The following is a 12,424-nucleotide window of genomic DNA, read 5'->3' as shown; positions in this document are numbered from 1 at the left end:
TTGTATAGGTTTTTTTGTATCTCTTACAATCCGAATTATTTATTTACTTATTTATGGCTTTTTTACAGATTTTAAACTTCAGCAAGATTTTGAATATAATAGAAATTTATCAGTCTTATTGAGTGTTATTATTTCATGTTTATTTTTCGGATTTTTACGAAAAAGATTAAAGAATAAAAATTTAGATTATCAAAATATAAATGAAATAGGCGCATAATGAATGCAGAAATTATTACAATAGGAGATGAAATCCTAATTGGTCAGATTGTAGATACCAATTCACAATTTATTGGTCAGGAATTAAATAAAATAGGAGTTTCAGTTTATCAAATTACTTCCATTCAAGATGATCGACAACATATTCTTAACGCTTTAAAGGAAGCACAAGAAAGAGTAGATATTGTTATTTTAACAGGTGGACTAGGGCCTACAAAAGATGATATCACTAAAAAAACAATTGCAGAATATTTTAATGATCATCAATTAATAGAATATCCAGAAGTTATTGCGCAAATTAAGGAGATGTTTATAAAAGTAAATCATCCTTTTAATGAAGTGCAAAGGTATCAAGCTCAATTGCCATCTAAAGCAACCTTATTAAAGAATGTTTTTGGTACAGCACCCGGAATGTGGTTTTATGAAAACGAGACTGTCTTTGTGTCACTTCCAGGAGTTCCGTATGAAATGAAAGGTTTAATTACCAACGAGGTATTACCAAAAATTCAAAAGCAGTTTAAATTACCTTTCATTATTCATAAGACAATTATGACTTATGGGCAAGGAGAAAGTATGATTGCAGAAAGAATTGAAGACTTCGAAAACAATTTACCAACTTATATTAAGTTAGCATATTTACCATCATTTGGTAAAGTTCGATTGCGTTTATCCGCCAAAGGCGCTCATAAAGAGATTTTAGAAAAAGAACTGAATGATAAAGTTGCAGAAATTTATCAATTAATACCAGAGATTATTACCGGTTTAGATGATGATAGTTCTTTAGAAAAAAGAGTAGGAGCGTTGTTAAAAAGAAATAATGAAACAATTTCTACGGCAGAAAGCTTAACTGGAGGTCAAATTGCGGCGAATTTAGTTTCTGTTGCTGGGGCATCAGACTATTATAAAGGTAGTTTTGTAACGTATTCTGCAGAAACAAAAATTAATTTATTAGGTGTTTCCAAAGAAACGATTGATAAGTATAGCGTTGTTAGTAAGGAAGTCGCCTTAGAAATGGCAAGAGGAGCGAAGGCTAAATTGCAGACAAATTATGCAATTGCAGTTACTGGTAATGCAGGACCAAGCACAGATAATACAGACAAAAGTGTAGGTATTGTGTATATTGCTTTTATATCGGATACTACAGAGTTGGTGCAAGAATTTGACTTTGGCCAACCAAGAGAAAAAGTAATTAATAGAACGGTAAGTAAGGCTTTAGAAATAGCAAATAAAGAAATTCTTAAAAAATAATTAAAATTGTTTTGTTCAGAATTAGAATTAAGTGTATATTTGCACCTCGTTTAGAGATAACACTATAAATACTGTCGAAAAGATGTCTAGAGTTTGTGAATTAACAGGTAAAAAAGCAATGGTTGGGAACAATGTATCTCATGCTTTAAATAGAACTAAGAGAAAGTTTGACGCTAATCTAATGACCAAGCGTTTTTATATCCCAGAAGAAGATAAATGGATAACATTAAAAGTTTCTGCTTCTGCATTAAAAAATATTAACAAGAAAGGAATTTCTTCAGTTATAAAAGACGCGAGAGCTAACGGATTTTTAACTAAATAAGCGCTCAAGCGATTTAAAATTTTATACAAATGGCAAAAAAAGGTAACAGAGTTCAGGTAATTTTAGAATGCACAGAGCATAAAGCTTCTGGTAAAGCAGGTACTTCTAGATACATTACAACAAAGAACAAAAAGAACACTCCTGATAGAATGGAAATTAAAAAATTCAATCCTATCTTAAAGAAAATGACTGTTCACAAAGAAATTAAATAATTAAACTATCTAGAACTCAGAACAGAGCACATAGATTAAAAAACTTAGACAATGGCAAAGAAAACAGTAGCATCGTTACAAACATCTTCAAAAAGATTAAGTAAAGCTATCAAAATGGTAAAATCTCCAAAATCTGGAGCTTATACTTTCGTAGAATCAATTATGGATCCTTCTAAAGTAGATGCTTTTTTAGCAAAAAAGTAATATTTACTACATAAAATATATAAAACTACTTTCTAATTTAGAAAGTAGTTTTTTTTGCGTCTTATAATTATGTATTTTTGGGCGTTACCTAAAGGTCGCGCTTTACATTATATCTTTTCTTATACTGTTATAGTTAAGAAAATTTTGTGCTATTAATAATTGTATTTTATTTAAAAAGTAAATTATTTGCTTTTTTGTAAGAAAAGGATGCCATTTCAATCGCTAACGCAGGCTTTTTTAGTGACAATTTGACCAAACCCAACAAATGGCACGTTTTTTAACGTATTGCTATTATAGTATAATTAGATAAAGATGAGTTTTTTTAAAAAAATATTTTCAAAAGAAAAAAAAGAAACCTTAGACAAGGGATTAGAAAAGTCTAAAGAAAGTTTCTTTGGTAAACTAACAAAAGCGGTAGCTGGTAAATCTAAGGTAGATGATGCAGTTTTAGATAATTTAGAAGAAATTTTAGTTGCTTCTGATGTTGGTGTAGGTACAACGCTTAAGGTTATTGAAAGAATAGAAGAAAGAGTTGCCAAAGATAAATATGTTGGTACAGATGAATTAAATAGAATCCTGCGCGAAGAAATTGCAGGTTTACTTTCTGAAACCCATGTTGGTAATGAAACTGAATTTGTAATTCCAGAAATTCCTAAAGATAAAGATGGTAACAAAATGCCATATGTTTTAATGGTTGTTGGTGTAAACGGAGTTGGTAAAACAACTACTATTGGTAAGTTAGCAGCACAATTTAAAAAACAAGGATTAAAAGTTGTGTTAGGTGCCGCAGATACTTTTAGAGCAGCAGCAATAGATCAATTACAGGTTTGGGCAGACAGAACAGATGTGCCAATTGTACGTCAAGAAATGGGGTCTGATCCTGCTTCTGTAGCTTTTGATACTTTAAAATCTGCAGTAAATCAAGATGCAGATGTTGTAATTATAGATACCGCTGGTCGTTTACATAATAAGATAAACTTAATGAATGAGTTGACCAAGATAAAACGTGTAATGCAAAAGGTGGTGGCAGATTCTCCACATGATGTATTATTAGTTTTAGATGGTTCTACTGGTCAGAATGCTTTTGAGCAAGCAAAACAATTTACTTTGGCTACAGAAGTTACTTCTTTAGCGGTTACTAAATTAGATGGTACAGCAAAAGGTGGAGTTGTTATTGGTATTTCAGATCAATTTAAAATACCTGTAAAATATATTGGAGTAGGAGAAGGAATCGATGATTTACAAGTGTTTAATAAACATGAATTTGTAGATTCATTCTTCAAATAAATCTTATTAATTAAAAAGTATTTCGTCTTTTCAGACTTAACTTATTTTAGTTACTGAATGTCCTTCGACAAGCTTAGGAAGACATTTAGATTTTCAATTGTTTTAGCTATATAGTAAAATTGGTGTAAGAATTTAAATTAAATTCAGATTGACAAAAAATAAGCCTCACAAATTGTGAGGCTTTTTCTATGATTATACTTTATGTAAATTATTATTCTGTTAGAAGTCCTTCTACAGAAAGGTAACGCTCACCTGTGTCATAATTCATGGTTAATATAACTTCTTCACCTTTTAAGGTTGCTAACTGTTTTCTAACTGCAGCTAACGAGGCTCCTGTAGAAATACCTACTAAAATTCCTTCTGTTTTTGCAATGTTTCTAACTTCTTCAAAAGCTTCTTCATTGGTTATTTTAACAGCTCCATCAATTATGTCTTTATTAAAAGTTTCAGGAAAGAATCCTGGTCCAATCCCTTGTAATTTATGAGGTCCTGGTTCTCCGCCAGAAATAATAGAAGATCCTGTAGGTTCTACTGCCAATACTTTTATGCCTGGAAATTTTTCTTTTAAAACTTCTGCCATACCTGTAATATGTCCACCAGTTCCAACACCTGTAATTAAGTAATCTAAACCTTCCGGAAAGTCGTTTACTACTTCTTGTGCAGTAGTTTTATGGTGAATTTTCGGGTTTGCTGGGTTTGTAAATTGCGATGGCATCCACGCATTTTTATTTTCAGCCACCATTTCCTTTGCTTTTGCAATAGTACCTCCTAATCCTAATTCTTTAGGAGTAAGTACTAAATTAGCCCCGTACGCTTTCATTAAAGCACGTCTTTCTAAAGACATAGATTCGGGCATTACTAAGGTTAGGTTTAAGTTTTTTATAGCAGCGACCATTGCTAATCCAACACCAGTATTACCAGAGGTTGGTTCTATAATTTCTGTATCTTTATTAATTAGGTTTTTCTTTTCAGCATCTTCAATCATTGCTAATGCAATTCTATCCTTAATACTTCCACCTGGATTTGCTTTTTCTAGTTTCATCCAAACATTTGCATTCGGAAATAATTTTGCCAATCGTACAACGGGTGTGTTACCGATACTTTCTAATATATTATTGATTTTCATAAAAATTTTATATTTAGTTTGTATTGTTATTTCTAAGAGTAGCTAAGTTAGAAAATTCAGTTATAATAGCCTTAGTATAAACCTTAATTTAATGCTAAATTAGAAACAATAGCTTTAACACTTTTTAAAGGGATTGTGTTTTTTAGACTTCCTTAAATGGAATAAAAGAAGTTGCTTATAAAGTTTATATCATAAAAAAAGCCTCACAACTGTGAGGCTTTTAAAAGAGAATAAGTACTAAATTACCTATTGATTTACTTTCTTTTTGAATTTATCAAACTCATTAGCTTCTTTTTTAGGCCAGCTATTGTTAGAAGTATCTACATCTGCAGTTTCAAAGTCTGGATCTACTGTTATGCTTGTAATTTCTTTAGTAGAAGAAAAAACTCTTTTAGCACTAGTGTCATTTTTCATCCAAATCTGTGCAGGAAATGTTTGTTTATCTGTAGTACCATCTGCATAGGTCAATCCTACAATAATTGGCATTACTAAACCTCCTGGTTTTTCAAATTCTACTGCATATAAATATGAAGGAACTTCTTTACCATTTACGTGAGCATCCATTGCTTTTGCATTAGCATCTTCTTTCTTATCTGTGATGTAAACTAATTCTCCTAAACCATCAAAATATTGCTTGTATTGTTCTTTTAATTTGGCAACTCTTTCATTAGGTTTGTCTGTTAAGTATAAAGGTTTTACTTCTTTAATACCTATGTCAGTTACATCTGTAGTATAGAACCAACCTCTCCAAAACCAATCTAAATCCATTGCAGAAGCATCTTCCATTGTTCTAAAGAAGTCAGAAGGTGTTGGGTGTTTGAACATCCATCTTTGCGAATAGGTTCTAAATGCGTGGTCAAATAATTCTGGTCCCATAATAGTAGTACGTAAGATGTATAAAGCCGCTGCAGGTTTTGTATATGCGTTTGGTCCAAATTGCTTTACGTAATCTCCTTGAGACATAATAGGAGAGATGTTACTTTGGTCTCCGCCCATATATCTTGTTATTTCTTTAGCCGGATTTTTTGAAAATAAGTCATAATCATATGAAAATTCTGCCAATATTTCTACAAAAGAGTTTAAACCTTCATCCATCCAAGTCCATTGTCTTTCATCAGAATTTACAATCATCGGGAAAAAGTTATGTCCTACTTCATGAACAATTACTCCAATCATTCCTTTTTTTGTTCTATCAGAATAGGTTCCATCAGGATTAGGACGACCAAAGTTGAAACAAATCATTGGGTATTCCATTCCTTGTCTTTCTGAGTGTACAGAAATTGCTTTAGAATATGGATAGTCAAACGTTAATTTAGAATATTCAATTAATGTATGTGCAACTGCTCTTGTAGAGTGCTCTTCCCATAAAGGATTTCCTTCTTTAGGATATAAAGAAACGGCCATTACTGTTTTCCCATTTATGTTGGTAGCCATAGCATCCCAAATATATTTTCTAGAAGATGCGAAAGCAAAATCTCTAACTTTTTCAGCTTTAAATGTCCAAGTTTTTGTTTTGGTAGCACGTCCTTTTTCTGCTTCTTCAGCTTCGGCCTGTGTAACAATCATTACTGGGGTATCAAAAGTTTTTCTTGCTTTTTCCCAACGATTACGTTGTGTCTTCGTTAACACATTTTTTTCATTTTGTAAATCACCAGTTGCATCTACAATATGATCTGCAGGTACTGTTATATTTACTTCATAGTCTCCAAACTCTAACGCAAATTCACTACGACCCCAGAATTGCATATTTTGCCATCCTTCTACATTGTTATATACCGCTAATCTTGGAAAGAATTGTGCAATAGTATAGTTGTTGTTTCCGTCAGGGAAAGTTTCTAAACCAGAACGTCCACCATCTTTATTAATATCGTTTATTTTATAATTCCATTTAATACTAAATTTAAAAGTATCTCCAGAAGCCAATGGTTTTGGTAAATTAATACGCATCATGGTTCTGTTGATAAAGTGTGATAAAGGTTTACCATTACTTTCTACTTCTTCAATATTAAATCCAAAACCTTTCCCTTCATTCATAAAGTCTTTTTGGAAATTCTCTGGAGTTATAAAAGGAGTTGCACCTGTAGATTTAGCCAAAGGTGTTTTAGAATCATCTGCTCTCATGTTTTGATCTAATTGTACCCATAAATACTCTAATTGATCTTTAGAGTTATTGTGATACGTAATTGTTTCATCTCCATAAATTTTGTTAGTGCTTTCTTCTAAACGAATGTCCATTACATAATCAACTTTTTGTTGCGTGTATTGACTTCCTGGTGCACCAGAAGCAGCATGTTGATCATTAGGAGTTGCCAAAACGTCTTTTAGTTGTCTAAATTTGTTTTGGTCTGTGTGCCCTTGTTGTGTCTCTGTTTTTTGAGTTTCTGCTCTTCTTCTTCTTTCTTGGCCAAAGTTTGTAGCAACTAAAAAGAATAAAGAGAAAACTAATAAAGAAATTTTTTTCATTTGAGTTATTTGAATTAAATAGTGAGCTAAGCTAATAATATAGTAGCATATCTGTTAAAAAAAGTTAAAACTTTAACAAATTTTTATAAAAAAAAGCGATATGCTGCCATATCGCTTTAATTAAAGTGCTTTTTGTTATCCTTTTATGTTGCTTTTAAATTTATCAAACTTATTGTTTGTTTCTTTTGGCCAGCTATTGTTAGAAGTGTCTACATCTGCAGTTTCTAAATCTGGATCTATGGTAATTTTAGTTACCTCTTTTGTCGTAGAAAATACTTTCGTTATTTCTTTGTCATTAAGTCTCCAAATTTGTGCAGGATATACTTTTCTTTCTGTAGTACTATCTTTATAGGTAAATTCTACAATAATTGGCATTACCAATCCGCCTGGTTTATTGTAAGTAATTTCATAATGAAATTTAGAGTCTTTACTTTTAGCATTTCCAAAAGCTAATCCTGTAGTTGTGTCTTCAATAAAATCTACATTATCTTCATTTTCTTTTGTATGAAATTTCTTTACACCTTTAATACCAATGTCTGTAACATCTGTTGTGTAAAACCAACCTCTCCAAAACCAGTCTAAATCTACACCAGAAGCATCTTCCATTGTTCTAAAGAAATCTGCAGGTGTTGGGTGTTTAAACATCCATCTTTTAGAATAGGTTTTAAAAGCATGATCAAATAATTCATGTCCCATTATAGTTTCTCTTAAAATCCATAAAGCAGTTGCAGGTTTACCGTATGCATTGTTTCCAAATTCATACACATGGTCTCCTTTAGACATAATTGGTGCAATTTTAGATTGATCTCCAGCCATATATTTTACAATATTTTTCGGATATCCTCTAACAATCGGAAAATTTTTATCGTATGCTAATTCCGCTAACATTTCCATGTAAGAGTTTAAACCTTCATCCATCCAAGTCCATTGTCTTTCATCAGAATTTACAATCATAGGAAAAAAGTTATGTCCAACTTCATGTATGGTTACTTTTATCATTCTGTATTTTACTCTGTCAGAATAACCACCGTCTGCTAAATCTGGTCTCCCCGGATTGAAACAAATTTGTGGATACTCCATTCCCATTTGTCCGTCTACAGAAATTGCTTTGTGATACGGATAATCGAATGTATAGTTAGAATATGTTTTTAATGTTTGTGCAACTGCTTTCGTAGAATGGTCTCCGTATAAAGGATTTGCTTCTTTAGAATATAAAGAATGTGCCATTACCGTTTTACCGTTAATATCTACTGCCATTGCGTCCCAAATAAATTTCCTTGAACTAGCAAAAGCATAATCACGAACGTTTTTGGCAACAAATTTCCAAGTTTTTGTTTCTTTAGATTTACTTTTTTCTATTTTAGTAGCTTCTTTTTGAGTTCTAATAACAACAGGGGTATCAAATGTTTGTTTAGCCTTAGCAAATCTTTTTAACTCTGTTTTTGTAAAAACATCACTTTCATTCTGTAAAACTCCAGTTGCTCCTAACATGTGATCTTTAGGAGTGGTAATATTTACTGTAAAATCTCCAAATTCTAAAGCAAATTCACTTCTTCCCCAAAATTGACCATTTTGCCAACCTTCTACATTATCATACACGCACAATCTTGGATAAAATTGAGCAATTACATAATTGTTATTATCATTTTCTGTAAAATGTTCAAAACCAGATCTACCACCTTGAGTTCTGTGATTATTGATGTTGTACCACCAATCAATTTTAAAAGAAAAAGTTTCTCCAGAAGCCAAAGGTTTTGCTAAGTTAATACGCATCATTGTTTGGTTAATGGTGTGTGATAAGTTGCTACCATCTGTATTGGTAACACTCGTAACTTTAAATCCACCATCAAAAGGTTCTGAATTATAAGTACTTTCAAATGTGCTTTTAGTAATACTTTTTGAAATTTTATTAGGCTGAATATCTGGTGATTTAGAATCTTTAGCTCTTACATTTTGATCTAGTTGTACCCATAAATACTCCAATTCATCTTTAGAGTTATTATGATATGTAATGGTCTCGTTACCTATTATTTTTTCATTTTCATCATCTAAAACAATGTCCATTACATAATCTACCTTTTGCTGCGTGTAATTTACACCTGGAGCACCAGAAGCAGTTCTTTGACTATTTGGAGTTGCTAATTCATCTTTAAGTTGTTTAAACTTGTTCTGGTTGGTATGACCTTGTTTTGTTATTTTTTCTTGGGAGAATGTAGCGGTCCCAACAAAAAAAATGCTCAATAAGAGTAGTGTAATTTTTTTCATGTATGCCTGAGTTTAATTTGCCTACAAATTAAGGATTAGTAGGAGAAAAAGTTAAAAAGAGTTAAAATTTTAACAAACCTTTATCATTTTTAGCATTTAGCAGAAGACTTTTGTGCTTTTTGCCAACTTTAGATTTGATTAAATTTTCTTGTTTTGGAAAGTGATTTGTCAATATTTTATTGGTGACTTCTATGTTTTTGAGTTCCTTAACATCTTCTATTTCTAGATAAAAGTAAACTAAATCACCATCATATTCTTTACCGATGTAATTAAAGTCTCTAGATACACCATCAACTTTTAGGTGTAATTTTTTGTTTAAATATTTTATAAAATAAACATCATTATCTTTTAATTCTTTCTTTGTGGTTAGTTGTAAATCAATGTTGTAGTCTTTGTTTAGGGCGAGCTCAATATCGTCCATAAAAACATTAATTGTTATCTGAACAGCTTGTAATTCACTTCTATATTCAATTTGAGTGAGGCTCAGATAATATTTGTGAGTAGAGAAGGAGAGAAGCGGAATTATTAATAAAAGTAAAATAGATTTTTTAGTATTCATGCTGGTTTTAAAACAATTATTCTGCCAATTTACTCTTTTTTTATGATTTGTAAATAAGGCACACTTTCTTTCTGAAATATTTTGATGAGTTCTAAAAGATTACTTTCTTTGTGAAGACGTTCTATATCTAAAGGATTACAGTAGTCTAGAAAATGAAAGTAATTGTCTTTTGGGATTTTTAATTCTTCAAAGAAAAATGGTTCACCAAGTTCTATGAGTATTTTATCTGGAACAGCTTGTTTACGGTTCAACTCTTTACGTAATAGTAAATCTTTAAATTTAAAAGGAATTGAAGCGCTGCCACCACCACCACCACCAAATGAATTTGCAACTGTGTTAACAATTGGAGGCTTCATTCTTATGTTAGCATCAATTCTTGTGTCTATGAGTTTAAAATCGATTTTAGAAAAATCTAAGGTCTTTTGTAACAAAGAATCTTTTCTATCTGTTGGTACATCTTTTATATGACACCTAATCTTCCTATTAAATGATGTTTTTTTAATTCAAATTCATCTAAAACAAACGTATTTGTTCCCAATCTAATGGTCATAAATTTATTGTTGATAATCTCTTTGCTTATTCTAAGTTTCCGGGTAATGTGCTGCACAGAGGAAATTTGTAAAGAATCTCCTTCTTTAGCATAGATTTTAAACACGCCATCATCCGAAGAAAAAGTACCTTTATTAGTCTTTAGGTTAATGATGTTTACGTTTTTGACAGTACCTAAAGAGTCTACAACTTTACCGGAAATTAAGGTTTGTCTTTCTTGAGATAAAGAGGTGCATGTTACAAAAAATAATAAAAATTGAAGTAGATTTTTTTCCATGCACGCCTGTTTTATTCTTCTTTTATGATTTCTAAATACGGGATACTTTCTTTCTGAAATATTTCTATAAGTTTTAAAACTTTATTTTCGTTATATATTTTATCGAGATCTAAATAATCACAATAATCTAAAAAATGATGATACTTCTCCTTAGGGATTTTTAATTTTTCAAAGAAGAAATCTTCACCAAGTTCTAGTAATATTTTGTTTCCCAATGCTCTTTTACGATCTAACTTTGCATCAAGTAATCTTGATTTTTCGAATTTTTTAGAAGAAAAAAGTCCACCTATCAGTCCTGCTGCATCAATTCCTGAATAAGAATTAGCAACCGTATTTACTACTTTAGATTTTGCTCTGTCATTTGCATCAATTCTATGGTCTTTCAACGAGAAGTCTACATTAGAAAAATCCATATTACTTTTTAATAAAGCGTATTTTTCTTCAGTAGGTATACTCTTAACATCTACCGCCAATCTACCGATTAAGTCATGTCTTTTTAATTCGAATGCATCCAAAACATAGGTATTTGGTTTTAGTATAACAATAAGCGCTTTATTTTCTATAATTTGCTGAGTAATCTTTATCCTTTGGGTGATGTGTTGGATGGATGAAATTCTTAAAGTATCTCCTTTTTTAGCATAGATTTGAAAACGCCCAGCATCCGAAGAAAATGTACCTTGATTGGTATTTAGATTGATAATATTGGCGTTTTTTACAATGCCAAGAGAATCTAAAATTCTACTAGAAATTAACGTCCCATTATTTTGAGACAAAGAGGGGAGTGTTATAACAAATAAAAAAATAGTAAGTAGTTTTTTTTCCATTCAATAGGGTTATTATTGGTTTGTTAAATATAGTTCTTCCTCAACTACTCGTTTAGGAAATAGTTTGCTTTCCCTCATTAATAAGTTTAGCACATCTAATTTGTTTTCTCTCTTAAATACGCGAATTATATTTTTATCAATACAGTCATTTAAAAACTGATTGATATAGATTTTTTCAATTTTTAAGTCTGTAATAAAAAAGTCATCCGTAAAATAGTCTCTTACCTTTTTAAGTTCAGTATCTTCTAAAGCCATCTCCTTTAGTTGTTTTTCCCTTTTTGCATTTCCGTTTAATATATTTATTAAATTGTCTAAATTAACAGAAGCTCCAGATTGAAATTTTACGATAGATTTATCTTCCTTTGCTTTTACATTAGCATAAGGTAAATTTAAGGCTTTTGCGTCTACGACGATACCATTATTAGGAAGTATTTCTGGATCTTGGTAAAAAATACTACGTTGTTTCTCTAGTACCATTTCTTTTAAAACAACCGTTTCTTCTTCTAATGGAATGCTTATTTTTTTAGTTGAAAGCATTTTGTCTGTAATAACAATATGCTTGTCTATATATTTTAAATGAGAGTAATATAAAGTATCACCTACTTTAACTGGTATTTCAAAAAAACCATTGGTATTGGTAATCGTACCACTACTTGTATTCTGGTTAATGATATGAACATCTGGAATAGTCAAACTATCTAAGACAGTTTTACCAGTTAGGTTCGTTCTTTTTTCTTGAGCTTCTAAGGATAGAAAACTTATAAAAAAGGCAAGAAAAGTAATTGCTTTTGACATTAATACAAAGTAAAGAAATACGTGTCTTAAAACTCTATTAAGAGAATTGTAAACTTGTGTTAAAATGAATAGTTAAA

General features: G+C 31.0%; 13 protein-coding genes. 5 read left to right on the top strand and 8 right to left on the bottom strand.

Annotated features, from left to right (window positions below; all coding sequences use genetic code 11):
• Nucleotides 1–216: 216 nt before the first annotated feature.
• The 5 genes from WHD08_RS05950 (at nt 217) to ftsY (ending at nt 3,489) form a co-directional block, all read left to right on the top strand.
• The gene (locus WHD08_RS05950) at nt 217–1,464 is read left to right on the top strand and encodes a competence/damage-inducible protein A (RefSeq protein WP_165730202.1); all 1,248 of its coding nucleotides are present in this window, start codon (nt 217–219) and stop codon (nt 1,462–1,464) included.
• An 82-nt stretch (nt 1,465–1,546) separates the two neighbouring features.
• On the top strand, nt 1,547–1,786 hold the full coding sequence (gene rpmB / locus WHD08_RS05945) for a 50S ribosomal protein L28 (protein ID WP_158838598.1): 240 nt from the start codon (nt 1,547–1,549) through the stop codon (nt 1,784–1,786).
• A 29-nt stretch (nt 1,787–1,815) separates the two neighbouring features.
• Entirely contained in the window at nt 1,816–1,998 is a 183-nt protein-coding gene (gene rpmG / locus WHD08_RS05940) for a 50S ribosomal protein L33 (RefSeq protein WP_068449915.1), read from the top strand.
• 51 nt (nt 1,999–2,049) lie between these two features.
• Nucleotides 2,050–2,202, top strand: a complete 153-nt coding sequence (locus WHD08_RS05935) for a DUF4295 domain-containing protein (RefSeq protein ID WP_165730204.1) — start codon at nt 2,050–2,052, stop codon at nt 2,200–2,202.
• A 312-nt stretch (nt 2,203–2,514) separates the two neighbouring features.
• Complete coding sequence (gene ftsY, locus WHD08_RS05930; protein WP_165730206.1) at nt 2,515–3,489, top strand: signal recognition particle-docking protein FtsY; 975 nt, start codon at nt 2,515–2,517, stop codon at nt 3,487–3,489.
• A 211-nt stretch (nt 3,490–3,700) separates the two neighbouring features.
• On the opposite strand, the gene cysK is transcribed toward ftsY, so the two are convergent.
• The 8 genes from cysK to WHD08_RS05890 all read right to left on the bottom strand — a co-directional run bounded on the left by cysK (nt 3,701) and on the right by WHD08_RS05890 (nt 12,347).
• Nucleotides 3,701–4,615, bottom strand: coding sequence for a cysteine synthase A (cysK, locus tag WHD08_RS05925; protein ID WP_208888859.1), 915 nt, complete (start codon nt 4,613–4,615; stop codon nt 3,701–3,703).
• Between the two features lie 246 nt (nt 4,616–4,861).
• Nucleotides 4,862–7,078, bottom strand: a complete 2,217-nt coding sequence (locus WHD08_RS05920) for a M1 family metallopeptidase (RefSeq protein WP_208888860.1) — start codon at nt 7,076–7,078, stop codon at nt 4,862–4,864.
• A gap of 135 nt (nt 7,079–7,213) precedes the next feature.
• A complete protein-coding gene (locus WHD08_RS05915; RefSeq protein ID WP_208888861.1) occupies nt 7,214–9,343 on the bottom strand; it encodes a M1 family metallopeptidase in 2,130 nt (709 codons plus the stop codon).
• Nucleotides 9,344–9,404: 61 nt separating this feature from the next.
• Entirely contained in the window at nt 9,405–9,902 is a 498-nt protein-coding gene (locus WHD08_RS05910; RefSeq protein ID WP_244183236.1) for a DUF6702 family protein, read from the bottom strand.
• Between the two features lie 29 nt (nt 9,903–9,931).
• Nucleotides 9,932–10,333, bottom strand: a complete 402-nt coding sequence (locus tag WHD08_RS05905) for a hypothetical protein (protein WP_244183237.1) — start codon at nt 10,331–10,333, stop codon at nt 9,932–9,934.
• Nucleotides 10,334–10,362: 29 nt separating this feature from the next.
• On the bottom strand, nt 10,363–10,728 hold the full coding sequence (locus WHD08_RS05900; RefSeq protein ID WP_244183238.1) for a carboxypeptidase-like regulatory domain-containing protein: 366 nt from the start codon (nt 10,726–10,728) through the stop codon (nt 10,363–10,365).
• 11 nt (nt 10,729–10,739) lie between these two features.
• Nucleotides 10,740–11,552 carry a hypothetical protein gene (locus tag WHD08_RS05895; protein ID WP_208888862.1) on the bottom strand — a complete coding sequence of 271 codons (813 nt, stop codon included), beginning with the start codon at nt 11,550–11,552 and terminating at the stop codon, nt 10,740–10,742.
• Nucleotides 11,553–11,564: 12 nt separating this feature from the next.
• The gene (locus tag WHD08_RS05890; RefSeq protein WP_165730221.1) at nt 11,565–12,347 is read right to left on the bottom strand and encodes a carboxypeptidase-like regulatory domain-containing protein; all 783 of its coding nucleotides are present in this window, start codon (nt 12,345–12,347) and stop codon (nt 11,565–11,567) included.
• Between the last annotated feature and the right edge of the window lie 77 nt (nt 12,348–12,424).

It is taken from the genome of Polaribacter sejongensis, from assembly GCF_038024065.1.
Lineage (GTDB): Bacteria > Bacteroidota > Bacteroidia > Flavobacteriales > Flavobacteriaceae > Polaribacter > Polaribacter sejongensis.
The sequence above is the reverse complement of the archived record's forward strand: the minus strand, read 5'-3'. Positions and strand labels throughout refer to the sequence as shown.

What these genes read in the sequence shown, in the direction of transcription:
- WHD08_RS05900 (WP_244183238.1), bottom strand. Translation starts at nt 10,728, where the DNA reads ATGGAAAAAAATCTACTTCAATTTTTATTATTTTTTGTAACATGCACC.
- ftsY (WP_165730206.1), top strand. Translation starts at nt 2,515, where the DNA reads ATGAGTTTTTTTAAAAAAATATTTTCAAAAGAAAAAAAAGAAACCTTA.
- WHD08_RS05920 (WP_208888860.1), bottom strand. Translation starts at nt 7,078, where the DNA reads ATGAAAAAAATTTCTTTATTAGTTTTCTCTTTATTCTTTTTAGTTGCT.
- rpmB (WP_158838598.1), top strand. Translation starts at nt 1,547, where the DNA reads ATGTCTAGAGTTTGTGAATTAACAGGTAAAAAAGCAATGGTTGGGAAC.
- cysK (WP_208888859.1), bottom strand. Translation starts at nt 4,615, where the DNA reads ATGAAAATCAATAATATATTAGAAAGTATCGGTAACACACCCGTTGTA.
- WHD08_RS05890 (WP_165730221.1), bottom strand. Translation starts at nt 12,347, where the DNA reads ATGTCAAAAGCAATTACTTTTCTTGCCTTTTTTATAAGTTTTCTATCC.
- WHD08_RS05895 (WP_208888862.1), bottom strand. Translation starts at nt 11,552, where the DNA reads ATGGAAAAAAAACTACTTACTATTTTTTTATTTGTTATAACACTCCCC.
- WHD08_RS05910 (WP_244183236.1), bottom strand. Translation starts at nt 9,902, where the DNA reads ATGAATACTAAAAAATCTATTTTACTTTTATTAATAATTCCGCTTCTC.
- rpmG (WP_068449915.1), top strand. Translation starts at nt 1,816, where the DNA reads ATGGCAAAAAAAGGTAACAGAGTTCAGGTAATTTTAGAATGCACAGAG.
- WHD08_RS05935 (WP_165730204.1), top strand. Translation starts at nt 2,050, where the DNA reads ATGGCAAAGAAAACAGTAGCATCGTTACAAACATCTTCAAAAAGATTA.
- WHD08_RS05950 (WP_165730202.1), top strand. Translation starts at nt 217, where the DNA reads ATGAATGCAGAAATTATTACAATAGGAGATGAAATCCTAATTGGTCAG.
- WHD08_RS05915 (WP_208888861.1), bottom strand. Translation starts at nt 9,343, where the DNA reads ATGAAAAAAATTACACTACTCTTATTGAGCATTTTTTTTGTTGGGACC.